Consider the following 21,914-nt stretch of genomic DNA (forward strand, 5'->3'; position numbering starts at 1 on the left):
GAGTTGGAGCAGGCGCGGGCCAGGATTGGCCAGATGTTCGAGGGCGCGCGACCGCACTACCTTATCGATACCATTGCAGAGTTGCCGGCAGTGATCGCCGATATCGAGGAACGTCTGCAACGTGGTGAGATGCCCCAGAGCGTCTGACGCCCCATATGCTTGACGGTCGGTTTTCAAAAATCAGCCACCCAGGCAACCTAGTCATTCAGTTCGGCCAGACATGTTTCTGTCTGCACCGTCCGCTTTCGACCCATAGCGGACAGCGAACCAAAGCTCTGTAGTCAGTGCAGGCCTCATCGCCGGCAAGCCAGCTCCCACAGAAATATCACTAGCCTTCAGACATGCGCTGTACCTGTGGGAGCCGCGCTTGCCGGCGATGGGCTGCGAAGCGGCCCCGGTTACAGATGTCGCTATGGGTCGATAGCGCCAGCCGTAAACCGGCCGCTACCAACCCATAGCTGCCAGTGGTGACGGGCAGCAATCGGCCAGAAGCGGGCTCTTTGGTGGCAGAGTCCTTGAAGTGGAAGTGACGGAATCTCCATTACCTCAGTCACCGTGTATCTATTATCACACTCCATCTGGCGCGTGCTTGCAGGCTCGTGCTTGGGTAATTCAATAAAAAAAACTTATGCATCATGATAGTAAATCATTAGATTTAATGATGGTCGCGGGTTAAAACTCCATGCACTGATCACCTTCACTGCGGAGATAGCTACATTGAAAGGCAAACTGAAAACGTTCATACACACCCTCAATATTCTGTGCTCGGCATGAAGCCGCTATACCAAAAGAAACCTTCAGCGTTAGTCGCCGTGGAGGCCAGCATGTCCTTTGTAGCTCCAGTTCTTGCCCCCCAGATAGCTGAGATTGCACCAGGTTTCCGAGCGCTGAGTATCAGCGTGGAGGCTTCTCCAATCGAACACCCTCAGATTTCTACAGATGCTCTTAAAAAGGCTTGTCAATCGCTAGTCGCTGACACCCCGGCTTGGGCTGAAAGTCACTTGGCCGCGTGGGCCAACACGTTCAGGCAATTCGGCGCTAAGCCACAGCGCACCCCGTGCTCAGGCGAAGCATTGCGTAAGCGGGTTCTGCGAGATGGGAGTCTTCCCAGCATCGATCCCATTGTCGACTTGTACAACGCAATTAGCATCAAGTACGCCATACCTGTTGGCGGAGAAAATTTTGACGCTTACATAGGTGTTCCACGCTTGACCATCGCTGATGGCACTGAGCTGTTTGACACAATCAAAGATGGCCGAGCAGTAAACGAGTCTCCAGAAAAAGGTGAAGTCATTTGGCGAGATGATTACGGTGTGACTTGCCGACGTTGGAACTGGCGTCAGGGCACCCGGACCCGGCTGGATTCGAATGCGAAGCGGATATGGTTCATTCTGGAGAGTCTTCCTGAAATGCCCATGGAGGCCCTGAGGGCTGCTGGGGATGAGCTGAGCAGTGGACTTCAACAGATGATGCCGAAGGCAAAAATTGCATCCCAAGTGATCGAATTTTACTGACCGAAGACGCAAGTGTTAACAGGTCTCAGCGCTTTTCCTCTGCCCCCGTTATGGCGATTGGGAAGTCGAGTTGAACGGCAGCTTGGGGCGCTTTAGGTAATAGTGGGCCTGTCCCATGGCAGCGCTCTCTTGACCACCGGCATAGCCCGCTTCGCGGGCTTTGTAATACCTTCACGCTTTTTTCACGCCCTGCCCTGCACAGTGAAGGTTCATCCGCTTCCCTACGTTAGCCCGCATTGCAGTGCGGGCTTTTCTTTGCCTGCGTGATGGCAGATGGCCAGAGTGCTAGGATGGCAGCTCAATTCACATGGAGGTACCCATGCTTTCGTTGTCTCCACGAATCACATCGCTGGCATTAGCAGCATTGATGACGACCGGTTGCATTTCGCAACCCACGCCCCAGCCGAGGCCACCCTTCCCGGTCGCTGAGTACAGCGCCCTACCCACTACCGGAAGCGGCACGGTCGAGGGTCAGGTCTTCATGAAAACTGTTGGCGGGGATGTCAAATATGGCGCCGGCTCGCAGGTATTCCTTAACCCAGTCACTTCCTACTCAGAGCATTGGTATCGAACCATTTATGAGGTCCGCGCGCCGATTCAGGATGGGGACCCGCGACAGTCAGATTACATTAAAACCACAAGAGCGGACGGAAGCGGCAATTTCCAGTTCACCGAAGTTCCTCCTGGGCGATATTTCTTGACCTCAGAGGTTCGATGGCAAGCGCCAACCCAATGGGGACTTACCAATCAAGGCGGGCAGATTACTGACCGGATCACAGTGACCAACGATAAGACTACCAAGGTCATGCTTACCCACTAGCTTCACCCTAGTTGTTGAAAGCCCGCCATTGAGCGGGCTTTTTTGTGCTCTTCATAAAGAGCCTCGGTCAATTCCTATTAGTCGCAGGGATTCCGCCAGGGTTGGTCCAACTGCACTTCACCCGTAGTTGAAGCGGCTTGGTTGATGCCAACGGTGCGATATTTCAACGTATGTGGGACCTGCTGCGCCCCCAAATCGGGTTTGAGCGCCCACCACTCACCATCCGTCAATGGGAAACGCTGAGGCGGTACAGAGCGCCAAGGTGCGTTCGTAAATAGCTTCATCTCGAGTGATCAGAAGCAGGCTTGGGCATGCGCCTAGAAGGGCGTGCTCAGGTTGCAGATCTTCAATTTGCGACCAGAAGTCGTCGGCCTCGACGCCATCGGCGAAAGGTTGAAACGCGATAGCTCTTCTGAATTTCGAGAGCTTCGTCCAGTCCGGCATACGCTCGAAGATATACCACTCATCAAAGCCAGGCGTGGGGAGTTGAGCGATATCCGTGATCAGCGGACTGAGCACTAGGTCACCAACACATTCCCAGCCGAGCTCAATCTCAGCAGCGCTAAGGTTGTATTGCGCGCTATCGGACCAAGCAATTGCTACATAGCGGCCCATTACGACCTGAGGAAGTTGGCGAACGATAGTGCCCAAATTGACGTCGCATCCAGTGTTCCAGTCAAGCGTGCGGTAGTCACCGTGTGCACCGGTGCGGAGTTCGGCTTCCATATGTACTCCAAAGTGAATTAGCGATAACGCAGGGGCCGGTAAGTGCCCGGCGCCCAAGGCCTGCTAAGCGTCGACGGAGGTCAATCACGAGCGCTGGGTTTAGACAAATCAGGCCCACTATAAACAAGAGCAGTAGTCAGCTACCAATGGGCGCTTGGTAAAGGTCAATTCCAAATCACAATCGAATGACCTTGCTCGTAAAGAGCCATTGCCTCAGGCCCTGTCCATGCGTCAGGGTGCACGTTGACACGGATGGAGCCTTGGTCCAAGCCTAATATGATCACATTGGCTGCTTCATCTTCACGGATTTCGCAGAGGGTACAACCCTTGAGATCGGCAAAGTTCACGCCTTCACAGAGGAACGGGTTGTATACAGACAACACGGACCCGTCCACAAACACTAGCTGGAAGTAGTCATCGACTTTTAGAACGTCACTGATTGATAAATACCCCGATGCGGACAACCATCCCTTGATGGAGGAGCCAGGCTTCTTCTTAACCATGAAGCACCGCCTCGACAATGCGCTGGACTTGGGCCATCGTTATACCGGTGTGTTGCTCTACAGAAAGGGGGTGAACTGTATGATCAAACAAGATAAGCGGACGCTCTCCCAAAGGCATGGTTTGAACTTGAACTTCAAGACCCAACGTTGACGGCTCGTAGGGCAAATTGCTCTGTAGCGACCCGCAGTACAGCGGTTCGGTTTCCCGGCCATCGCGCTCCCAAAGCTCACACATTCGAAGAAAATTTCTTTCGCTCAATGAGACCCATGCCAACCAGGCAAATGGACCGACACCGTCGGTTACGGGGATGAGGATACGGCCTAGGACAAAGAAATGCTTGCCATCTATCACGCATTGATCAGATGACAATTCGCCTCGTTCATTTCGCTCGGTCTCTGGCATTGAGTACCAGAGGTCTGGCGCGCTCGGGCCAAAGCACATCGGCAACTCATCGTGCGGCTTGCCGCAGGTGTTACATATAAAACCGCTCACAGTGACTTCCATGTTTGTAGAGAGCCTAACGGGTGAATACCGCACCAGAGCGTTATTCAGCATGCTCGTAAGCCTACACGGCTAAACCTGGTACGTGAACGGATTTAAGTTCGACCGTCAGCGAATAGCTGTTGGTTCAGGAGCAGCCTTGACCCGATGCCCTCTTTCGCTACCAGGCGATGACTATCGGCAATCAGTGGCGGGCACTGTTCCGTCATGACTGCTCATGGTCAACAGGTGTCCGCGATGGCCGTCCGTTTTGGGTCGATAGCAGCCATTCACGACCGGCGACTAACGCCCCCCTATCGCACCGATCAGAATTCGCATGCAATCACTCCTTTTTGATGCGGGCAATCTACCACCATCAACAGGAAGCGCCAAAACCCGGGCTATCGCATCCCAAAGGAATATCGGATGGCTATCACCGAAATCGGCTGCTTGTGGCGAACATGTGTTCGTCGGACGCTTATCAACTACCCGCTATGGGGTAGTGTTCAATACGGCACTCATGGGGATGGCCATCGCCTTTACACGTCCCATCCAGATATCGGTAGTTGATGTGCATCAACTGGCCTTTTTGGGGCCACTGCCTGCGTGAAAGCGTGTTTTGGTAATCAGCAGTTTCCGGTACGAATGTGATAGTCGCCCCCTTTTCCGGGCATTCTGCCGTGGTCGATGCCTGGCTTACCTTCACGACCTGGGCCTGTAGCTTTGGATAGGGAAGCTTCAACACATCAGTGATATGCAGCTCCATACGGCAAATCTCCCACGACGATGCTTGTACTGGCTGCCACATTACGAAAAAGGGAAAGGCAAATAGGGCGTAGCGAGTTGCACGGTAGTCCATCATTGGCCCTGCCTTGAATATTGATATCCGAAGCATTATCAGACGTGGACTCACCGAATCATAGGGTGATCCTGTCTCGCGCGCATTCAGCCAAGTCGATGCGCGCCCAAGCCATGCAAGGTGACTTCAGCGAACGCTTACGGTTGATACGCACACCCGGCGCGACCTTAAGGCTTTTCCGGAACCGCAACGCCATGACTCGGCTCCTTGAGGAAGGCAATGGGCCTTCATCCCCCCAAAGCAGCGGGGACCGCAATCCTGTCCACTCACCCACCAGCTGTAACGGCAAAGCCACCCCAGACGCAAAAAGCCCAGCGCGGGGCTGGGCTGCATCCAGTGTGGGTGAAAGACTCCTAGGGCGCGGATGAGGTCCAGGAACGCCAACTGTCACATGGAGAACCCCCTCAGGAGCTCGACGGCGTCGATTTGACGTATGCCCGAATGCACTGCAACCAAACAGCTCTGGTGAATTCGTCACTATCCCTCAGCATTTCTTCGGGAGTTTCGCGCCGAGGGTAGGCTAATACCTGCTGAGCGAGAATCTCTCGCATTTTGAGAGTTTCTTCGGATGGTTCACCGGATTTGTCCCGCACATATACCGGCGTCTGATTAAACTGCCTGGCGTGCATCACCGCGCTAGCATCAAGCGCCCAGGCGTCGCAATGACGGGTTTCATTGCCCTCGAATTTGATCACTCCATCTACATTTTTCCATGCCAGCGCCGAAGGGCTTCCCAGTACACAAGCTAGCGCCACCGATGCCGAAACGATCCTTGTAGACATGTCGATTCTCCCAAAAATCGCCGAGCCTATCATCACCCTATCTATCCACCCTGGACAGAAAGCCAGTAACCGGCCATGCCGGCGCCGTAGTAGCGTTGTGTATCCCAGCGAACCGCCCCGGTCCATTGCCGGAAAGCCCATGGATTGGGGAATGACGACCCATTCGACCTGTATGACGCGGTATGCAGCGCGCTGAGCGAAAAACCTGACAGGAGCATATTTGTACTCCAACCAGCTTTAACCCATCGCAACCTATTGTGAGCAGGCGACCTTATCGAACTTCGGCTGGGTATCCGTGGCGATCCGGCGAGCCCGCCCCACGCCCCAGGCCAAAGCCCTGGTCATGGATTCACCGGGACGGGAATCGAACGCCTCTTCGTGAAGGGCCATGCCACTCGCGGCATATACTCCAATGAACATCTGCGTGTTACCTGCCCGCGACAGTCGCACCTGGACATCTATGTGCGTTCCATCGCTAAGGGTCTCGTCATGAGTGCGGTGGTGAAGCGAAGGATCAGCCCATTGCCAGAAAACTTCACCGCGAATCCTCATGTCGGTCTCCTACGACTTTAGTTGTAGTTAGGTGTTGTATTGCCACCATAGCGAACACCCAGTTTTACGCAAATCCGTCGAACCGATCTGTGAGCTGAATCGGACAGTCGGCATTCCCATCTCCCCTCTGTTCACTGCCGCGATATGGCGGCCAAGGAATCGTCATGCCCGAAAAAAATGAGTTGGACCTCGACGCGATCGAGGCGGCGGCCAAGGCTGCAACCCCGCAAGACTTCGTCAGCGCCCAAGTCGGTGGTGCCGAAGAAGGATGGATGGAATGCCCTGGGTGTGGCGGTGAAGGCTCTGTCGAGCTGACGGCCGACTACCTGAACTACGACGGCGTGGCATTGGGTGTCCAGTTCTATGGCATTGGTAAGCCGCACGTTCATGCTGAGGCGTACTACCGCGCCGCGCGGCCTGCCGTCATGTTGGCCCTGATTGCAGAAGTCCGCGCTCTCCGGACTGACGCAGAGCGGTACCGCTGGTTGCGCGACCCCGACGGACAGGAGGACTTGGGCAGCGAATACAACATGCCGCCCATCATCTGCGGTTACGCCGAGCATGAGGACATTCTTGGTAACGACGCGCTAGACCATGCGATCGACCTGGGCATGGAGGCGACCAAGCCATGACCCGCCTCGCCCTCTGCCTCCTGCTGCTGGCCACCGGCGCCAGCGCAGACCCACGCGAAACACGAGGCATGCCCTATGTGTTCTAGGTGTTTCACGACGACCAGCGTGCAGTGACGTGCTGGTCCTACTCCGGCGGATCTGGGTTACGCCGGTGGCCCCGGCCGGAGCCGGGGTCTTGTTCCCACCGTCGAAGAACGCCGAGCACGTGAAACAGACCTCCGATCTGCACAAACAGTGGGTGCCGGTGCTGAATGAGCTGGGCATTCGGCGTAGTCCCCCATATAACTGCCGGCACACCTATGCGACAATATGCTTAATGTCCGGCCTCAACCCCGCATTTATCGCCCAACAGCTGGGTCACAGCGTCCAAATGCTGCTGTCGACGTATGCCCGTTGGCTCAACTCAAGCTCCGACTGGAGCGAGCTGGAAAAACTCAAAATTGGTATCAAATCGGTATCAGCTTGAAAGCCAGCTCTGTAAGTGACTGATAGGTAAGCCCTTTGATCTCCACCGCCAACATCACCATGCGCTATGCCATGGGGATTAGCGAGTGGAGATGTGTTGATTTTGCTGGGCCAAACTCCCCTCTATCCCTCACCCAAACCCATAGGTTGGTTCGCGAATTGGTCCGGCGCGGCTCCATGACCTCCCATGCCGGACACGCATAGCGTTCACCGATGCCGAGCGCAGCCAACGGATTTCAAGACCGTCAGATGCTCATTCCCCACCCGCCTCCCCCTTTGAGCCTTCCATCAGGCTCAACGTCAAAAGCGTCTGATTGAGCTTACTCCGTGCTTCTGAAATTTTAGAGTCCAAGTCAGCATCAGAGACCGAAGACAACGACTCCGAAGGGCCATCTACTAATCTAAGATCTTGTTCTGCCATGAGCTTTCTCAGTTCCCACTGTAGAGCGGCAGCTTCTAAGCGCAAGGATGAAACATTCCCGATAGTACTATACAAATTATTAAGTGCTAGGCTCTCCTGTAAATCCTTACGCTTCAAGATAGCATCAGCCAAGATGCGACTTGCGTGCGCCCAATTGTTCTTGACTTTCGCCAAATCAATCGAAGAGCTTGTATCAGATAAAGGGTCATCACGCCGAGCCTCGCGGACTTCCTCCATTGCTTGAGCAGAAACTTTCTGATCTAAAAACTCACCGGCCCGTTCTAAAAATCGATCAGGTAGGTACATATAGAATCGCTGAGAGGTAACACTGATAAACTCTTCGACTAGTGCAGGGAGCGGACCTAGCGTTTTCCCGTTAAGACGCAGCCACCAATCTTCCTTATTATCGCCCGTAACGTAGATTACATCTAGACCGTCAGTGCGGGATTTTTCAAGTAGTTGGAGCCACCCGATGTAGTCACCATAAGGGAGCAGTCTATCCTCCAATGATTTACCACCTGCCTTATTACTATCCTTAAAACCAGGCGGAATTTTGTTTTCATAGCGAGCCTCACCCTCCTTGATTAATTCCTCAAGGCGCTCACTCGCATACCCAACCCCCTACTTTACCGTCAAAAATGTCGCCAATCACGTCCTTTATATCATCACTATAAATTTTAGAATCATGCCGAGCCTTATTAGATTTTAACTCTCCGACAATCAGATCAAATGACTTAATGCAATCACCGAGGACCTCAGGACTAACGAACGGATGATGTTTAGTATTCTCAAAATCTCTCCGCAAATTCTCTAGATTTTGAATAGCCTCATCATAGGTTTTTGCCTGATCACTTATTACCTTAAGCCTATTCCTTAGAAATTCTTTTGCGACCTGATTAGGTATCCATAACCTATCCTTTAACCTTTCAAAAACCTCAATAAATTCAGCTCGAGTACTTTCAGAATACCGATACAAACTCAAAAGCAGATTAGCATCCACGGCGATCAAACTGTTTTCCCAGAGCTTTTTCAGTTCATCTGGATTGTTAGCAAAATGCCCAGGGAATGCTTTCCTCATCGCGATGCTCCAGCCGTCAAAATGCCAGTATTGCACGCCACCAATCGAATCAAAAGGCATCCAACGGACCAGCGTTGCGTCCGGACAGAGCTCAGCTATCCGGCATCCGATAATGCAGCAGTAGCGGAAATAATCGACCTCAGGCCGCTACCAATGCGGCCTGCGAATCGAGGCTGTCAAATATGGTTCGGCCAGTTTCGGCGACTTTCGCCCAGTAAAACCGAGATGCTTTTGAGCGGTTTTAGACACCCGAACCACCCTTCCCCGGCGTTCTGCCGAACGATTCCCTTCCTTTGTGTAGTTGCTCACTTCTTGTCGGGTCGCAGGCACCTGTCCTGCCCGGCAAACTCCATCGGAAACAACCCGAACCTGAGAGGTGGCCGTCATGCAGCCCCCTAGGGTACCGTGCCCTGAACGCATCGCGCCGCAGCTCGTTACGCTGGTCAGCCGGCCACCCGCCGGCGCCTGGCGGTATGAGATCAAGTACGACGGCTACCGAATGCTGGCCAGGATCGACGGGGCGGTCCAGCTGTTCAACAAGAACGGCTACGACTGGACGGACCGCATGCCGCTGTTGGCCGCGGACCTGGCCCGGTTGGCTGTGCATTCGGCCTGGCTCGACGGCGAGGTGGTTGTTCAGGATGACGATGGCCGGCCGGCGTTCCAGACGCTGCAGTCCGCCTTCGCCACACGCCAGACCGATGATCTGGTGTATGTGGCCTTCGACCTGCTCTACCTGAATGGCATTGACCTGCGCGGCAAACCGGTGGAGCAGCGGCGCCAGGCCTTAGCCGACCTCCTCGACGACTGCCCGCTTGACCTGGTGCGCCTGTCCGACACGCTCGATGCGGACCCCGCCCAGCTGCTGACCAATGCCTGCCGCCTGAAGCTGGAGGGCATAGTCGGCAAGCGGGACGGCAGCCGGTACAGCGGCGAGCGCGATGGGACCTGGGTGAAGCTTAAGTGCGGAAACCGGCAGGAGTTCATCATCGTAGGTTACACCCGGTCATCGGCCGGCATCGGCTCCCTGCTGCTGGGCCTGCATGATGACGATGGGCGTCTTGTGTACGCAGGCCGGGTAAAGTCCGGATTCAGCGGGCGCGCCGTGGACGATCTAAGGTCGCGGCTTGGCCCGCTGATCCAGGCCGTCCCGGCCCTGGCAGATCCGCCAAAGTTTGAAAAGGGCCTGCCAGTGGTGTGGGTTGCCCCTGAGCAGGTGTGCGAGGTGAGGTTTTCAGAGATCACGCCGAGCGGAAAGGTGCGCCACGCCGTGCTTGTCGCATTGCGAGACGACAAGCCGGCGGCGGGCATCAGTTTGGAGAGCGACATGGAGCCGCAGTAGGCGGGGCGAATGCCCTAGGAGGCATCGTGTACGAGGTATTGGTTGAAGCGGAGGCCAGTGTGCTGCAATGCGAGATCACCGACCTGGTTGACGAGGAGTCGAAGACCGGCGCCTGGTCGAGCGTCTGGGACGCCCATGGCTACAGGGAGTTGGAGTTCCGTGTGGTCTCCGGCCAGTGGCTCGGTCCAGACGGTGGCCCACATGATTTGGGCCGGAATGGCTGCGCCGAGATGGCCGACCGTTACGCCGAGTTTATCGAAGAGGAACTATGGCACCAGATCGACGCCGAGCGGGCCGCCTGAATGGTCATGCTCGTGACTGCTTCCGCCAGTTTCAGCATGTCCACCAGATCACCTTCGTCGATTTCCCGCCGTCGGCGCGCGCCATAGGCGTTCTCGCTAAGGACTGCTGCGCGCCTATCAGGATCAGCCACCAAAGCAACTTGGTCGTTCAGCTCGTAGGAACAGACTCATGTAGCCAGGACATAGCGCTTAGATCGAGCGCTGGTTCACGCGAGCAGATAGCTGCTCGGCGTTTTCCTTCCGCTCCGAATAGCGATCCACCAAGAATTCCTGGCGGTCACGCAGCAGCAGGGTGAACTTCACAAGCTCCTCCATGACATCCACCACGCGATCATAATACGGCGAAGGCTTCATCCGCCCAGAGTCGTCGAACTCAAGGTAGGCCTTGGGTACCGAGGACTGGTTCGGGATGGTAAACATCCGCATCCAGCGGCCAAGCACACGCAGTTGGTTGACGACGTTGAACGACTGCGAGCCGCCACATACCTGCATGACTGCCAAGGTCTTGCCTTGGGTGGGGCGCAGCGCACCCAGCGCCAGGGGTATCCAGTCTATCTGCGCCTTGAACACCGCAGACATCGCGCCATGGCGTTCGGGCGAGCACCAGACCTGGCCTTCCGACCACTGCACCAGCTCTCGAAGTTCCTGCACCTTGGGGTGTTCTACAGGCACATCGTCAGGGAGCGGCAGGCCCGATGGATTGAACACCCGCGTCTGGGCACCGAAATGCTCCAGCAGGCGCGCGGCTTCTTCCACCAGCAAGCGACTGAAGGAGCGCTCGCGGGTCGATCCATACAGCAGCAGGATGCGCGGCTTGTGCTCGCTGGAACGGGTCGCTGCAGGCGGCACATCGAATAGCGCGAGGTCGAGATGAGGCAATTGCTCGGACATGTTTCCTCCTGCTCAAAGCGTACCGATGCGATCCAGCTCATGTTTGAGCTGATCACGGTCGAGGTGATCGAAAGGCAGTGCGAAGAAGGCCTGGCAGCGAGCCTCGATGCGGGCCAGCGTGGCGCGGAATGTTGCGTCGACCGACGCCTCGTCAGCCACGACATCGGACGGATCCTCCAGCCCCCAGTGCGACTTCAGGGCAGGGCCGAAATACACCGGGCAAGCTTCGCCGGCAGCCTTGTCGCACACGGTGATGACGATATCAGGAGGGCAGCCCTCGAACGCGTCATTGCCCTTGCTGCTCAGCCCAACGGTCGAGATGCCGGCATGCTGCAAGGTGGTCAGGCTGCGAGGCAACACCTGGCCCTTCGGAAAACTGCCGGAACTGACGGCTTCAAATCCGTGAGGCGCCAGGTGATTGAACATGGCCTCGGAAAGGATGCTGCGGCAGCTGTTGGCCGTGCACATGAACAGAACTCGCATCGGGGCTCCTCCGCTTCGTGGCGGATGTCAGAGGCTCAGGCGCAATGCCAGGGCCGAAAGGGTGATCAACAGAACCGGCAGCGTCAGCAAAATGCCGACTTTGAAGTAGTAACCCCAGGTGATGCGCATGCCTTTGCGCTCCAGCACGTGCAGCCAGAGCAGCGTGGCGAGGCTGCCGATGGGGGTGATTTTCGGGCCGAGGTCGCAGCCGATGACGTTGGCGTAGATCATCGCCTCACGCACCAGCCCTTGCGCCTCGCTGGCCTGGATCGACAAGGCGCCGACCAGCACGCTAGGCATGTTGTTCATGACCGAGGACAGTAATGCCGAAATCAAGCCGGTGCCGATAGCGGCACTCCACAGCCCTTGCTGCGCAAGGCGATCTAGCAGATGGGTAAGCATGTCGGTGAGGCCAGCATTCTTCAGCCCGTAGACCACCAGGTACATGCCGAGAGAGAAGATCACCACCTGCCAGGGCGCTTCGCGCAGTACCCGGCGGGTCGAGATGCGATGCCCGCGAGCGGCGACGGCAAAGAGGATCGCCGCACAGGCTGCGGCTACCGCACTGATCGGGATACCCAGTGGTTCCAGGGCGAACAGGCCGATCAACAACACCAGAAGCACCCAGCCACCGACGTTGAAGGTCGCGCGGTCATGAATCGCCTCGCTTGGCGTCTTCAAGAGCGCGACGGTGTACTGCCTCGGGATATCACGGCGGAAGAACAGGAATAGCACCAGCAGGGTTGCGGCCACGCTAGCGAAATTCACCGGCACCATCACCGAGGCATATTCGCTGAAGCCCAGCCTGAAGTAGTCGGCCGAGACGATGTTCACCAGGTTGGAGACGACTAGCGGCAGGCTCGCCGTGTCAGCGATGAAGCCGGCGGCCATGACGAAGGCCAGCGTCGCGGCGGGAGAAAAACGCAGCGCGAGCAGCATCGACATGACGATAGGTGTGAGAATCAGTGCCGCACCGTCATTGGCGAACAGCGCCGACACGGCAGCACCGAGCAGTACGCTGAAGGCGAACAGGCGGTAACCGCTGCCGTTTGCCCAGCGCGCCACGTGCAGCGCGGCCCACTCGAAGAAACCGGCCTCGTCCAGCAGGAGGCTGATGATGATGACGGCGATGAAGGTTGCGGTGGCGTTCCAGACAATAGCCCACACAGTCGGGATATCGTGCAGCGAAACGGCACCCGCCGCCAAGGCGATGAGGGCACCGAGCGCGGCACTCCAGCCAACGCCAAGCCCCTTCGGCTGCCAGATGACCAGGATGAGGGTGAAAACAAAGACGGCAATGGCGACCAGCATGAAGATCTCGCTCGGTGATGATCAGCAGCAGGCAGCGTCACGAACGGGGCGGCCGTCCATGTTCTTCAGCCGAAGAGAGTTGTCTGCCAACCACTGTGAGTTAGCCTGCAAGGTCACCTGCAACATTTCATGCACCCAAGCCGGCAGATCCGGGTTCAGGCGGTAATACACCCATTGACCCTGGCGGCGATCCAACAGCATGCCATTGCTGCGCAGCTGCGCGAGGTGGCGGCTTATCTTGGGTTGGCTGTCGTTCAGTGCGCACATCAGTTCGCAGACACATAGCTCACCGAGGCTAGCGATCAGCAGGGTGGCACGAACACGGGTCTCGTCGGATAAGCTCTTGAACACATCGGGCGGGGTAATCATGGCGGCACCAATACATATGGAAAGTTGAATATACGGATTTCCATATTTTTTATGCAAGTACATTTGCCCTGAACGACCGCTATGGGTCGAAAGCCCTTACGACGCGGTATGCAACGCGCTGAGCGAAAACTCCTGGAAGGAGCACATTTGTGCTCCAGCCAGCTGTAGCCCATCCCAACCTATTGTGAGCAGGTGACTTTATCGAATTTCGGCTGGGTATCCGTGGCGATCCGGCGAGCCCGACCCACACCCCAGGCCAAAGCCCTGGTCATTGATTCACCGGGACGCGAATCGAATGCCTCTTCATGAAGGGCCATGCCGGTCGAGGCATACACCCCAATGAACATCTGCGTGTTACCTGCCCGCGACAGTCGCACCTGGACATCTATGTGCGTTCCATCGCTAAGGGTCTCGTCATGAGTACGGTGGTGAAGCGAAGGGTCAGCCCATTTCCAGAAAACTTCACCGCGTATCCTCATGTCGATCTCCTACGACTTTAGTTGTATGCCACGGGTTAACTCTCACCATAGCCAAAGCGAGGCGGCAGGCAATCGCGGTATGCCAGTTTGAATGCCGAACCGGACCACTGGCCGATTTCTTGTACAAAACCAAGTCCGCCGTACAACTCAGTGGCGTGATATCGCGACCAACAACGGCTACTCGTTCAATGGCGAGCCGGTATGACCCGCCTCCCTCTGCCTACTGCTGGCCACCCTGGCCAACTGCCAAGGGCAAGCTGAATCAACAACTCGCGCCGGCTCGACTTCAAGGTCGAGCGGCTTTTCAAGGTGGAAAGCTGTACCGTCTACCGATTCAACGACGGGTGACGGAGAAAAGAATGGCCGAACTGCTGGGGCCCAGCGGATGGCCGAGCTCCGGCGCATGGCTTCCAATTCAGCGCACGTGGTCAGCCCATTTGTGTTCCAACCGAGCAAAGGTGGGCTGTGGATCACCGAACCAAGTGTTACAATCCGCCACTTCAAATCGGCGCTCAAGGCGCTGAACATCCGTGAACGCCGTCAGTACGACACCCGCCACACCTACGCCACCATGTGCCTGATGTTTGGGATGAACCCCGCGTTCATCGCGAACCAGCTTGGTCACAGCGTCGAGATGTTGCTTTCTACCTACGCGAAATGGATCAGCTCCTCCTCGGACTGGAGGGAGCTGGAGAAGCTGCCGCCCCGAGTCGAATTGGTCCCAAATTGGCCCAAAACTGACGAGAGGGCCTAAATACACCTCTGGAACCCCCGCAGGACAAGCACTTGATTTCTACCGCCAACATCACCATGCAGTTCGGCTCCAAGCCGCTGTTCGAAAACGTTTCCGTCAAATTCAACAACGGCAACCGCTACGGCCTGATCGGCGCCAACGGTTGCGGCAAGTCGACCTTCATGAAGATCCTCGGCGGTGACCTCGAGCCGTCCGGCGGCCAGGTCATGCTCGAGCCGAACACGCGCCTGGGCAAACTGCGCCAGGACCAGTTCGCCTACGAGGAATTCACCGTGATCGACACGGTGATCATGGGCCACGGCCAGCTGTGGAAGGTCAAGGCCGAGCGCGATCGTATCTACTCGCTGCCGGAAATGACCGAGGAAGACGGCATGGCCGTCGCCGAGCTGGAAACCGAGTTCGCCGAGATGGACGGCTACACCGCCGAATCCCGCGCCGGTGAACTGCTGCTGGGCCTGGGTATCCCACTGGAACAGCACTTCGGCCCGATGAGCGAAGTGGCGCCGGGCTGGAAGCTGCGTGTCCTGCTGGCCCAGGCGCTGTTCTCGGACCCGGACGTGCTGCTGCTCGACGAACCGACCAACCACCTGGACATCAACACCATCCGCTGGCTGGAAACCATCCTCACCGCGCGTAACAGCACCATGGTGATCATTTCCCACGACCGGCACTTCCTCAACAGTGTCTGCACCCACATGGCCGACCTGGACTACGGCGAGCTGCGCGTGTTCCCGGGCAACTACGACGAGTACATGACCGCTGCCACCCAGGCCCGCGAACAGTTGCTGTCGGACAACGCCAAGAAGAAAGCCCAGATCGCCGAACTGCAGACCTTCGTCAGCCGTTTCTCGGCCAACGCCTCCAAGGCCAAGCAGGCCACCTCGCGGGCCAAGCAGATCGACAAGATCCAGCTGGCCGAGGTCAAGCCGTCGAGCCGGGTGAGCCCGTTCATCCGCTTCGAACAGACCAAGAAGCTGCACCGCCAGGCCGTTACCGTCGAGAAAATGGCCAAGGCCTTCGACGACAAGGTGCTGTTCAAGGACCTGGGCTTCACCATCGAGGCCGGCGAGCGCGTAGCGATCATCGGCCCCAACGGTATCGGCAAGACCACCCTGCTGCGTACCCTGGTCGGCGAAATGACCCCGGACAAGGGTGAAGTGAAGTGGACCGACAGCGCCGAAGTGGGCTACTACGCCCAGGACCATGCCCACGACTTCGAAGACGACATGACCCTGTTCGACTGGATGGGCCAGTGGACCTCCGGCGAGCAGGTGATCCGCGGCACCCTCGGGCGCATGCTGTTCTCCAACGACGAGATTCTGAAGTCGGTGAAGGTGATTTCCGGTGGTGAGCAAGGCCGCATGCTGTTCGGCAAGCTGATCCTGCAGAAGCCGAACGTGCTGGTGATGGACGAGCCGACCAACCACCTGGACATGGAATCGATCGAGGCGCTGAACCTGGCGCTGGAAAACTATCCGGGCACCCTGCTGTTCGTCAGCCACGACCGCGAGTTCGTGTCGTCGCTGGCCACGCGCATCATCGAGCTGTCGGCTGATGGTGTGGTGGACTTTAGCGGTACCTACGACGATTACCTGCGTAGCCAGGGTGTGCTGGTCTGATTGATGGGGCGGCCTGGCATCTTGTATGGCTGGGCCGGCCTCTTCGCGGGCATGCCCGCTCCCACAGGGGACTGCATAGCATTCAAGGCCTATGCAAATCCTGTGGGAGCGGGCGAGCCCGCGAAGAATCCACCACCGAACCGTCAGGCTGACGCTCCCCGACGAATAATTCGTTAGCCTGCTTTCATTTCCTTCGCGCAACGGCCATGATGGGGCCACGCCCAACCGCCCGCCCGCGAACGTGCCCATGACCGCGCAACAACCCGCCCCCGCCAGCAATACGCTGCAAATCACCCTGCAGATCCTGTCGATCGTTTTCTACACCTTCATTGCCTTCCTCTGCATCGGCCTGCCGATCGCCGTGCTGCCCAGCCATGTGCACGACCAGCTGGGGTTCGGCGCGGTGGTCGCCGGGCTGACCATCGGCCTGCAATACCTGGCCACCCTGCTCAGCCGCCCGTTTGCCGGGCGCGTGGCCGATACCCTGGGGGGCAAGCAGGCCATTCGCTTCGGCTTGCTGGGGATTGCCGGCTGCGGCGTGTTGACGCTGCTATCGGCCTGGACCCTGACATTACCGCTGCTGAGCCTGGCGCTGTTGCTCGGCGGGCGCCTGCTGCTGGGTATCGCCCAAGGGCTGATCGGCGTGGCCACGCTTAGCTGGGGCATCAGCCAGGTCGGGGCCGAGCACACCGCCAGGGTGATTTCCTGGAACGGTATCGCTTCCTATGGCGCCATCGCCATTGGCGCCCCCTTGGGTGTACTGGCCGTGGATGGGCTGGACTTCGGCGTGCTGGGGCCGGCATTGCTGATACTGGCGCTATTGGCCCTGCTGGTACTGCGCAAAAGGCCGGACGTGGTGGTGGTGCTCGGCGAGCGCTTGCCCTTCTGGTCGGCTTTCGGCCGGGTCGCACCCTGCGGCCTGGGCCTGACCCTGGCCTCTATCGGCTACGGTACCCTGACCACCTTCGTCACCCTGTATTACCTTGAGCGTGGCTGGGTGGGCGCGGCCTGGTGTCTGAGTGCCTTTGGCGTGTGCTTCATCATTTCCCGGCTGCTGTTCGTCAACGCGGTCAACCGTTTTGGTGGCTACAACGTGGCCGTCGCGTGCATGGCCACCGAAGTGCTCGGCCTGGGCCTGCTGTGGCTGGCACCATCGCCGCCATGGGCGCTGATCGGTGCCGGGCTGACCGGCTTCGGGTTGTCGCTGGTATACCCGGCGCTGGGGGTGGAAGCGATCAAGCAGGTACCCAGCAGCAGCCGCGGCGCAGGGTTGGGTGCCTACGCGGTGTTTTTCGACATGGCCCTGGCCATCGCCGGGCCGGTGATGGGCGCGGTGGCCGCGCACCTGGGCTATGCCTCGATCTTCTGTGTGGCCGCACTGCTCGCCCTGGCCGGTGTCGGCCTAACGCTGTTGCTGGCGCGGCGCGCCGGTCGCGGCTGAACGCTCGGCCGGCTGCGGCGCACCCAGTGCCTGGCTGAAGAACAAAGCGGCTTCGCGTTGCAGGGAATGGTGGATGTGCCGGCGGTCCACGCCTGCGGCGTCCTTGCACAGCGCCGGCATCCGCACGGACTGCTCGGCATCGCAATGGGCCATGAACACGAAGTGCCCGGCGCCCGCCAACAGGCGATAGTCTGGGGTGACCGGCAACTTGCGGGCCAGGGCTTCGGCGTTGCGGTCCACCGCCACCAGCTGGTCGCTGTCGCCACTGTAGATAAGCGCCGGCACCTGTACCCCGGCCAAGGCATGGCGCCCGAACAGCAGGCTGAGCGGTGCCATCAGCATCACCGCCCCCACCCGCTGGTCGGCCTCGGGCACCAGCTCGCTGCGGTCGGAAATCAGCACCCCGTGGGTCCTGCAGGCGTCGGCGTCGTTCGGGCGCTCCAGGCAATACTTGCGCAGGCGATCCAGGTCGGGGCGCGCCCCTGAGAGGATCAAGGCGGTTTCACCACCGGCCGAATAGCCGATCACCCCCACCTTGCCAGCGTTCAGGTAGGGCCCCAGCAAGGTGTCATCGCGGGCGGCCGTAATCGCGGCACTCACTTGCAGCGGCCGGCCATACAGGTTGCTCAAGGTGCCCAGGCGGCTGTGGTCGCCGGCGTTGTCCCCGGGGTGTACCACCGCCACCACGATAAAGCCCTGCCGCGCCAGCGATGTCGCCAGGTAATGCAAGGCCAGCGGGCTGCCAGTATTGCCGTGGGACAACACCAGCAACGGGAACTGGCCCAATGCTACCGGCGCCTCTTCAGCCACCTCGATCGGGTAGCCGTCCATGCGGCGGCTGTGGGTTTTGCCGGTGGTCGGGTAGAACGCCAATGCCTGCATGGGCCGGTCGTCGACCGGGTCGGCCAGGGTCATGTGGTGCAAGCCGGCAACCCAGGGCGCAGCCTCGGCACGGGCCAGCAGGCTGCCGAGCAGGGCCAGCGCCAACACGCAGCGTGAGAGAGTCATCGGCCGGCGGCTCCTTGCAGGGCGAAGAGATAGCCCAGCATAGAACCGGCCTGGGCTGCGCCGGATGAAACCTGGATGAAACCGGAGTCATGCACTTCACGCCGGCGGCCTATGCATTTGCGCTTTTCGTCGAACCCGTGGCATAGATGCAGGTCCACGTTTCTAGGTGACCGTTTCGCGCCATTGAAGGAGATTCATGCATGAGCAAATCCGCTTACGTGCCACCCAAGGTCTGGCGCAACAACGCAGCGTCCGGTGGCCAGTTCGCCAGCATCAACCGTCCGGTTGCCGGCCCGACTCACGACAAGGACCTGCCGCAGGGCAAGCACCCGCTGCAGCTGTACTCCCTGGCCACGCCCAATGGCGTCAAGGTCACCATCGCCCTCGAAGAACTGCTCGCACTGGGCCACCTGGGTGCCGAATATGATGCCTGGTTGATCCGCATCGGCGAGGGCGAGCAATTCTCCAGCGGCTTTGTGCAGGTAAACCCCAACTCCAAGATCCCCGCCCTGCTCGACCGCAGCGTCGAGCCGCCGGTGCGGGTGTTCGAGTCGGGTTCGATCCTGCTGTACCTGGCAGAAAAGTTCGGTGCCTTGCTACCGAAAGCGCCAGCTGCCCGCACCGAAAGCCTGAACTGGCTGTTCTGGCAAATGGGCGCGGCGCCCTACCTGGGCGGCGGCTTTGGCCACTTCTATGTGTATGCGCCGGAAAAGTTCGAGTACGCGATCAACCGCTTCACCATGGAAGCCAAGCGCCAGCTGGATGTGCTCGACCGGCGCCTGGCCGAAAGCCGCTACCTCGGCGGCGAGGAGTACAGCATCGCCGACATTGCCGTGTGGCCATGGTATGGCCAGCTGGTGCGCGGCAACCTTTATGGCGCGGCGGAGTTCCTGGCGGTGGGCGAATACCCGCACGTGCAGCGCTGGGCCGAGGAGATTGCCTTGCGCCCGGCAGTGCAGCGTGGCACACGGGTGAACCGGACCTGGGGTGATGAAGCCAGCCAGGTGCCCGAGCGGCATGCAGCGGCAGACCTGGACGGTTGACGCCGCCCCTTGTGGGAGCGGCCTTGCGTCGCGAAAGGGCCGCAGGGCGGCCCCGGCGATTTTGCGGTGAAGCAATGATTCTGGGGGGCGCTTCGCACCCCTTTCGCGACAGAAGGCCGCTCCCACAAGAGTCCGTGAGTGCTTGGGAAAGCCCCGACAATGCCCGCCTGCAAAAAACCATTTGCCCCCGCGCAAACCTGCGTCCGCCAAGCCCTTCTTGTACACTCCTCGCATTAGCCCCCACCTGCACATTTTTGGTGAACGCATGATCGAGGTAACCGAGGTTTCCATTGCCGAGCTGCGCGACGCGCTCGAGTCGGGCCGCACGACGGCGGTCGAGCTGGTCCAGGCCTACCTGGCGCGCATCGACGCCTACGATGGCGCCGACACCGCCACTGCCCTGAACGCCGTAGTGGTACGCAACCCCGAAGCGCTGAAGGAGGCCGCAGCCTCCGACGCCCGTCGTGCCAAAGGCCAGGTCCTGAGCCCGCTGGACGGCATCCCCTACACCGCCAAGGACAGCTATCTGGTCAAAGGCCTGACCGCTGCCTCCGGCAGCCCGGCCTTCAAGGACCTGGTGGCCCAGCGCGACGCCTTCACCATCGAACGCCTGCGCGCCGCCGGCGCCGTGTGCCTGGGCAAGACCAACATGCCGCCCATGGCCAACGGTGGCATGCAGCGCGGCGTGTATGGCCGCGCCGAAAGCCCTTACAACGCCGACTACCTGACCGCACCGTTCGCCTCGGGCTCGTCCAACGGTGCCGGCACCGCAACCGCCGCCAGTTTCAGTGCCTTCGGCCTGGCCGAAGAAACCTGGTCCAGCGGCCGTGGCCCGGCGTCCAACAATGGCCTGTGCGCCTATACCCCCTCGCGTGGGGTGATATCGGTGCGTGGCAACTGGCCGCTTACACCGACCATGGACGTGGTGGTTCCCTATGCCCGCACCATGGCCGACCTGCTGGAAATCCTCGACGTGGTCGTAGCCGACGACGCCGACAAGCGCGGCGACCTGTGGCGCCTGCAACCCTGGGTGCCAATCCCGGCGGCCTCGACGGTGCGCCCGGCTTCGTATCTGGACCTGGCCGTGGATGCCAGCGCGCTCAAGGGCAAGCGCTTTGGCGTGCCGCGCATGTACATCAATGCCGATGCCGAAGCCGGCACCTCCGAGAAGCCAGGCATCGGCGGCCCGACAGGCCAGCGCATCAACACCCGCGCCACGGTCATCGACCTGTGGCAGCAGGCCCGTCAGGCCCTGGAGGCGGCTGGTGCCGAAGTGCTGGAAGTGGACTTCCCGCTGGTTTCCAACTGCGAGGGCGACCGCCCGGGCGCACCGACCGTGTACAACCGCGGCATCGTCAGCAAGGAGTTCCTGCATGACGAACTGTGGGAGCTGTCGGGCTGGGCTTTCGACGACTTCCTGCGCGCCAACAATGACCCCAAGCTCAACCGCCTGGCCGACGTCGACGGGCCGCAGATCTTCCCCCACGACCCTGGCACCCTGCCCAACCGTGAAGACGACCTTGCCGCCGGCATGGACGAGTACGTCAACATGGCCAAGCGTGGCCTGAAGACCTGGGACCAGATCGAGACCCTGCCCGACGGCCTGCGCGGCCTGGAGAAGACCCGCAAGATCGACCTGGAAGACTGGATGGACAACCGGGGCCTGGACGCGGTGCTGTTCCCCACCGTGGCCGACGTGGGCCCGGCGGATGCCGACGTCAACCCGGCATCCGCGGACATCGCGTGGAGCAATGGCATCTGGGTGGCCAACGGCAACCTGGCGATCCGTCACCTGGGCGTGCCGACCGTGACAGTGCCGATGGGCGTGATGGCCGATATCGGCATGCCGGTGGGGCTGACCTTTGCTGGCCGGGCTTACAGTGACAATGCGCTGCTGAGCTTTGGTGCAGCCTTCGAGGCGACCGGGTCGCGCCGGATGATCCCGCCGCGTACCCCGCCTCTGGGCTGAGGGTTAAAGGGGCCGCTTTGCCGCCCATTCGCGGGTAAACCCGCTCCCACAGGTTCACCACAGGTATTGA

At 59.3% G+C, this 21,914-nt stretch carries 23 protein-coding genes and 2 pseudogenes; 11 read left to right on the forward strand and 14 right to left on the reverse strand.

The window, feature by feature from the left end; all coding sequences use genetic code 11:
* Positions 1 to 147: pseudogene (locus JV551A3_RS16450) on the forward strand (phosphonoacetaldehyde hydrolase); the annotation flags it as partial.
* Positions 148 to 824: 677 nt separating this feature from the next.
* Entirely contained in the window at positions 825 to 1,514 is a 690-nt protein-coding gene (locus JV551A3_RS16455) for a B3/B4 domain-containing protein (RefSeq protein ID WP_133978938.1), read from the forward strand.
* Positions 1,515 to 2,550: 1,036 nt separating this feature from the next.
* Here JV551A3_RS16455 and JV551A3_RS16460 read toward each other — a convergent pair.
* The 6 genes from JV551A3_RS16460 to JV551A3_RS31020 all read right to left on the reverse strand — a co-directional run bounded on the left by JV551A3_RS16460 (position 2,551) and on the right by JV551A3_RS31020 (position 6,237).
* Positions 2,551 to 3,060, reverse strand: coding sequence for a hypothetical protein (locus tag JV551A3_RS16460; RefSeq protein WP_133978940.1), 510 nt, complete (start codon positions 3,058 to 3,060; stop codon positions 2,551 to 2,553).
* A 164-nt stretch (positions 3,061 to 3,224) separates the two neighbouring features.
* The gene (locus JV551A3_RS16465; protein ID WP_133978942.1) at positions 3,225 to 3,563 is read right to left on the reverse strand and encodes a hypothetical protein; all 339 of its coding nucleotides are present in this window, start codon (positions 3,561 to 3,563) and stop codon (positions 3,225 to 3,227) included.
* Positions 3,556 to 4,068 carry a DUF2199 domain-containing protein gene (locus tag JV551A3_RS16470; RefSeq protein WP_085615075.1) on the reverse strand — a complete coding sequence of 171 codons (513 nt, stop codon included), beginning with the start codon at positions 4,066 to 4,068 and terminating at the stop codon, positions 3,556 to 3,558. The genes JV551A3_RS16465 and JV551A3_RS16470 overlap by 8 nt, the downstream gene beginning before the upstream one ends.
* Before the next feature lie 457 nt (positions 4,069 to 4,525).
* On the reverse strand, positions 4,526 to 4,906 hold the full coding sequence (locus JV551A3_RS16475; RefSeq protein ID WP_328592102.1) for a hypothetical protein: 381 nt from the start codon (positions 4,904 to 4,906) through the stop codon (positions 4,526 to 4,528).
* 401 nt (positions 4,907 to 5,307) lie between these two features.
* Positions 5,308 to 5,685, reverse strand: coding sequence for a hypothetical protein (locus JV551A3_RS16480; RefSeq protein ID WP_133978944.1), 378 nt, complete (start codon positions 5,683 to 5,685; stop codon positions 5,308 to 5,310).
* A gap of 252 nt (positions 5,686 to 5,937) precedes the next feature.
* Positions 5,938 to 6,237 carry a hypothetical protein gene (locus JV551A3_RS31020; RefSeq protein ID WP_133978946.1) on the reverse strand — a complete coding sequence of 100 codons (300 nt, stop codon included), beginning with the start codon at positions 6,235 to 6,237 and terminating at the stop codon, positions 5,938 to 5,940.
* 164 nt (positions 6,238 to 6,401) lie between these two features.
* Here JV551A3_RS31020 and JV551A3_RS16490 point away from each other — a divergent pair, with 164 nt between their 5' ends.
* Both JV551A3_RS16490 and JV551A3_RS16495 read left to right on the forward strand, forming a co-directional pair.
* A complete protein-coding gene (locus JV551A3_RS16490) occupies positions 6,402 to 6,869 on the forward strand; it encodes a hypothetical protein (protein WP_133978948.1) in 468 nt (155 codons plus the stop codon).
* 175 nt (positions 6,870 to 7,044) lie between these two features.
* A pseudogene (locus JV551A3_RS16495) lies at positions 7,045 to 7,335 on the forward strand (site-specific integrase); the annotation flags it as partial.
* Between the two features lie 252 nt (positions 7,336 to 7,587).
* On the opposite strand, the gene JV551A3_RS31195 reads toward JV551A3_RS16495, so the two are convergent.
* Both JV551A3_RS31195 and JV551A3_RS31200 read right to left on the reverse strand, forming a co-directional pair.
* A complete protein-coding gene (locus JV551A3_RS31195) occupies positions 7,588 to 8,340 on the reverse strand; it encodes a PIN-like domain-containing protein (protein ID WP_167494831.1) in 753 nt (250 codons plus the stop codon).
* Positions 8,341 to 8,356: 16 nt separating this feature from the next.
* Positions 8,357 to 8,893 (reverse strand): PIN-like domain-containing protein, encoded by a 537-nt coding sequence (locus JV551A3_RS31200; protein WP_133978952.1) that lies wholly within the window; start codon positions 8,891 to 8,893, stop codon positions 8,357 to 8,359.
* Between the two features lie 325 nt (positions 8,894 to 9,218).
* Here JV551A3_RS31200 and ligD point away from each other — a divergent pair, with 325 nt between their 5' ends.
* Positions 9,219 to 10,175 carry a non-homologous end-joining DNA ligase gene (ligD, locus tag JV551A3_RS16510; RefSeq protein WP_235874595.1) on the forward strand — a complete coding sequence of 319 codons (957 nt, stop codon included), beginning with the start codon at positions 9,219 to 9,221 and terminating at the stop codon, positions 10,173 to 10,175.
* Positions 10,176 to 10,201: 26 nt separating this feature from the next.
* On the forward strand, positions 10,202 to 10,477 hold the full coding sequence (locus JV551A3_RS16515) for a hypothetical protein (RefSeq protein WP_133978956.1): 276 nt from the start codon (positions 10,202 to 10,204) through the stop codon (positions 10,475 to 10,477).
* Positions 10,478 to 10,666: 189 nt separating this feature from the next.
* Here the strand turns inward: JV551A3_RS16515 and arsH are convergent, their stop codons facing one another.
* The 5 genes from arsH to JV551A3_RS31030 all read right to left on the reverse strand — a co-directional run bounded on the left by arsH (position 10,667) and on the right by JV551A3_RS31030 (position 14,010).
* Positions 10,667 to 11,368 (reverse strand): arsenical resistance protein ArsH, encoded by a 702-nt coding sequence (gene arsH / locus JV551A3_RS16520; RefSeq protein ID WP_133978958.1) that lies wholly within the window; start codon positions 11,366 to 11,368, stop codon positions 10,667 to 10,669.
* Positions 11,369 to 11,380: 12 nt separating this feature from the next.
* A complete protein-coding gene (locus JV551A3_RS16525) occupies positions 11,381 to 11,851 on the reverse strand; it encodes an arsenate reductase ArsC (RefSeq protein ID WP_133978960.1) in 471 nt (156 codons plus the stop codon).
* Positions 11,852 to 11,878: 27 nt separating this feature from the next.
* Positions 11,879 to 13,162: an arsenic transporter gene (locus JV551A3_RS16530; RefSeq protein ID WP_133978962.1), complete on the reverse strand. Its 1,284-nt coding sequence runs from the start codon at positions 13,160 to 13,162 to the stop codon at positions 11,879 to 11,881.
* Between the two features lie 21 nt (positions 13,163 to 13,183).
* Complete coding sequence (locus tag JV551A3_RS16535) at positions 13,184 to 13,531, reverse strand: metalloregulator ArsR/SmtB family transcription factor (RefSeq protein ID WP_133978964.1); 348 nt, start codon at positions 13,529 to 13,531, stop codon at positions 13,184 to 13,186.
* Between the two features lie 179 nt (positions 13,532 to 13,710).
* The gene (locus JV551A3_RS31030) at positions 13,711 to 14,010 is read right to left on the reverse strand and encodes a hypothetical protein (RefSeq protein WP_133978966.1); all 300 of its coding nucleotides are present in this window, start codon (positions 14,008 to 14,010) and stop codon (positions 13,711 to 13,713) included.
* 385 nt (positions 14,011 to 14,395) lie between these two features.
* Between JV551A3_RS31030 and JV551A3_RS16545 the strand changes: the two genes are divergently transcribed.
* From JV551A3_RS16545 to JV551A3_RS16555, 3 genes are all read left to right on the forward strand, one after another.
* Positions 14,396 to 14,764 carry a site-specific integrase gene (locus JV551A3_RS16545; RefSeq protein WP_133978968.1) on the forward strand — a complete coding sequence of 123 codons (369 nt, stop codon included), beginning with the start codon at positions 14,396 to 14,398 and terminating at the stop codon, positions 14,762 to 14,764.
* Between the two features lie 32 nt (positions 14,765 to 14,796).
* A complete protein-coding gene (locus JV551A3_RS16550; protein WP_075045122.1) occupies positions 14,797 to 16,383 on the forward strand; it encodes an ABC-F family ATPase in 1,587 nt (528 codons plus the stop codon).
* A gap of 247 nt (positions 16,384 to 16,630) precedes the next feature.
* Positions 16,631 to 17,824 (forward strand): MFS transporter, encoded by a 1,194-nt coding sequence (locus JV551A3_RS16555; protein ID WP_133972653.1) that lies wholly within the window; start codon positions 16,631 to 16,633, stop codon positions 17,822 to 17,824.
* Here JV551A3_RS16555 and JV551A3_RS16560 read toward each other — a convergent pair.
* Positions 17,786 to 18,832 carry an alpha/beta hydrolase family protein gene (locus JV551A3_RS16560; protein WP_133972652.1) on the reverse strand — a complete coding sequence of 349 codons (1,047 nt, stop codon included), beginning with the start codon at positions 18,830 to 18,832 and terminating at the stop codon, positions 17,786 to 17,788. The two genes, JV551A3_RS16555 and JV551A3_RS16560, sit on opposite strands and share 39 nt — an antisense overlap.
* Before the next feature lie 200 nt (positions 18,833 to 19,032).
* Here JV551A3_RS16560 and yghU point away from each other — a divergent pair, with 200 nt between their 5' ends.
* Both yghU and JV551A3_RS16570 read left to right on the forward strand, forming a co-directional pair.
* The gene (gene yghU, locus JV551A3_RS16565) at positions 19,033 to 19,875 is read left to right on the forward strand and encodes a glutathione-dependent disulfide-bond oxidoreductase (protein WP_133972650.1); all 843 of its coding nucleotides are present in this window, start codon (positions 19,033 to 19,035) and stop codon (positions 19,873 to 19,875) included.
* Between the two features lie 265 nt (positions 19,876 to 20,140).
* On the forward strand, positions 20,141 to 21,844 hold the full coding sequence (locus JV551A3_RS16570) for an amidase (RefSeq protein ID WP_133978970.1): 1,704 nt from the start codon (positions 20,141 to 20,143) through the stop codon (positions 21,842 to 21,844).
* The last annotated feature ends 70 nt before the right edge of the window (positions 21,845 to 21,914 follow it).

It is taken from the genome of Pseudomonas inefficax, assembly GCF_900277125.1.
In the GTDB taxonomy this organism is placed as follows: Bacteria; Pseudomonadota; Gammaproteobacteria; order Pseudomonadales; family Pseudomonadaceae; genus Aquipseudomonas; species Aquipseudomonas inefficax.

What these genes read in the sequence shown, in the direction of transcription:
- JV551A3_RS16475 (WP_328592102.1), bottom strand. Translation starts at nt 4,906, where the DNA reads ATGATGGACTACCGTGCAACTCGCTACGCCCTATTTGCCTTTCCCTTT.
- JV551A3_RS16465 (WP_133978942.1), bottom strand. Translation starts at nt 3,563, where the DNA reads ATGGTTAAGAAGAAGCCTGGCTCCTCCATCAAGGGATGGTTGTCCGCA.
- JV551A3_RS31200 (WP_133978952.1), bottom strand. Translation starts at nt 8,893, where the DNA reads ATGCCTTTTGATTCGATTGGTGGCGTGCAATACTGGCATTTTGACGGC.
- JV551A3_RS16555 (WP_133972653.1), top strand. Translation starts at nt 16,631, where the DNA reads ATGACCGCGCAACAACCCGCCCCCGCCAGCAATACGCTGCAAATCACC.
- JV551A3_RS16545 (WP_133978968.1), top strand. Translation starts at nt 14,396, where the DNA reads ATGGCCGAGCTCCGGCGCATGGCTTCCAATTCAGCGCACGTGGTCAGC.
- JV551A3_RS16460 (WP_133978940.1), bottom strand. Translation starts at nt 3,060, where the DNA reads ATGGAAGCCGAACTCCGCACCGGTGCACACGGTGACTACCGCACGCTT.
- JV551A3_RS31030 (WP_133978966.1), bottom strand. Translation starts at nt 14,010, where the DNA reads ATGAGGATACGCGGTGAAGTTTTCTGGAAATGGGCTGACCCTTCGCTT.
- JV551A3_RS16570 (WP_133978970.1), top strand. Translation starts at nt 20,141, where the DNA reads ATGATCGAGGTAACCGAGGTTTCCATTGCCGAGCTGCGCGACGCGCTC.
- JV551A3_RS16480 (WP_133978944.1), bottom strand. Translation starts at nt 5,685, where the DNA reads ATGTCTACAAGGATCGTTTCGGCATCGGTGGCGCTAGCTTGTGTACTG.
- arsH (WP_133978958.1), bottom strand. Translation starts at nt 11,368, where the DNA reads ATGTCCGAGCAATTGCCTCATCTCGACCTCGCGCTATTCGATGTGCCG.
- JV551A3_RS31020 (WP_133978946.1), bottom strand. Translation starts at nt 6,237, where the DNA reads ATGAGGATTCGCGGTGAAGTTTTCTGGCAATGGGCTGATCCTTCGCTT.
- JV551A3_RS16455 (WP_133978938.1), top strand. Translation starts at nt 825, where the DNA reads ATGTCCTTTGTAGCTCCAGTTCTTGCCCCCCAGATAGCTGAGATTGCA.
- ligD (WP_235874595.1), top strand. Translation starts at nt 9,219, where the DNA reads ATGCAGCCCCCTAGGGTACCGTGCCCTGAACGCATCGCGCCGCAGCTC.
- JV551A3_RS16530 (WP_133978962.1), bottom strand. Translation starts at nt 13,162, where the DNA reads ATGCTGGTCGCCATTGCCGTCTTTGTTTTCACCCTCATCCTGGTCATC.
- JV551A3_RS16535 (WP_133978964.1), bottom strand. Translation starts at nt 13,531, where the DNA reads ATGATTACCCCGCCCGATGTGTTCAAGAGCTTATCCGACGAGACCCGT.
- JV551A3_RS16560 (WP_133972652.1), bottom strand. Translation starts at nt 18,832, where the DNA reads ATGACTCTCTCACGCTGCGTGTTGGCGCTGGCCCTGCTCGGCAGCCTG.
- JV551A3_RS16490 (WP_133978948.1), top strand. Translation starts at nt 6,402, where the DNA reads ATGCCCGAAAAAAATGAGTTGGACCTCGACGCGATCGAGGCGGCGGCC.
- JV551A3_RS16470 (WP_085615075.1), bottom strand. Translation starts at nt 4,068, where the DNA reads ATGGAAGTCACTGTGAGCGGTTTTATATGTAACACCTGCGGCAAGCCG.
- JV551A3_RS16525 (WP_133978960.1), bottom strand. Translation starts at nt 11,851, where the DNA reads ATGCGAGTTCTGTTCATGTGCACGGCCAACAGCTGCCGCAGCATCCTT.
- yghU (WP_133972650.1), top strand. Translation starts at nt 19,033, where the DNA reads ATGAGCAAATCCGCTTACGTGCCACCCAAGGTCTGGCGCAACAACGCA.